1 protein-coding gene is annotated in these 581 nt (G+C 43.7%); it reads right to left on the bottom strand.

Going from position 1 to position 581, the window contains the following annotated elements; translation table 11 throughout:
• Nucleotides 1-31: 31 nt before the first annotated feature.
• A partial coding sequence (locus ACTHPA_RS18505) for an IS3 family transposase (protein WP_440502420.1) occupies nt 32-581 on the bottom strand: 550 nt, incomplete at its 5' end.

The raw sequence follows: 581 nt of genomic DNA, 5'->3' as shown, positions 1-581 counted from the left end.
TGATGTGACCCCTAAAAGTTAGAGTTTTATATTACGCAGCTAGTTGGCTGGTGTGAAGACGGTATTGAACCGGACTCATGCCAGCCAATTTCTGTTTGATTCGTTTGTTGTTGTAATACTGGATGTATGCCTCGATAGCACGTTTCAGTTCCTTATATGTTCGAAGCGATTCGCCGTAATACATCTCCTGCTTCAATAATCCAAAGAAATTTTCCATAGGGGCGTTGTCCAGACAGTTCCCCTTCCGCGACATACTCTGGAACACTTTATGTTCTTTTAAGAGGGAAACCCATTTTCCGTGCTGGTAGTGCCAGCCCTGATCCGAGTGGATGGTAGTCCGGTATTTTGCATTCTTTATGACCTTAAGGGCTTCTTCTAAGGGTTCGATCACAAAGTCAAGCGTCGGTCGCATACTGATGCCGTATGAAAGGATTTCGCCATTATACATATCCATAATTGGACTAAGATAGAGTTTTAGGCCATCTGCACACTTGAATTCTGTAATATCTGTGGTCAGTTTCTGACATGGGTTTGGCGTATTGAACCGGCGATGAATACGGTTTTTCACCACTGTACCAACG

The sequence above is a fragment of the Sporosarcina sp. SAFN-015 genome, assembly GCF_051966875.1.
Lineage (GTDB): Bacteria > Bacillota > Bacilli > Bacillales_A > Planococcaceae > Sporosarcina.
This window is presented reverse-complemented; position numbering and strand designations above follow the sequence as displayed.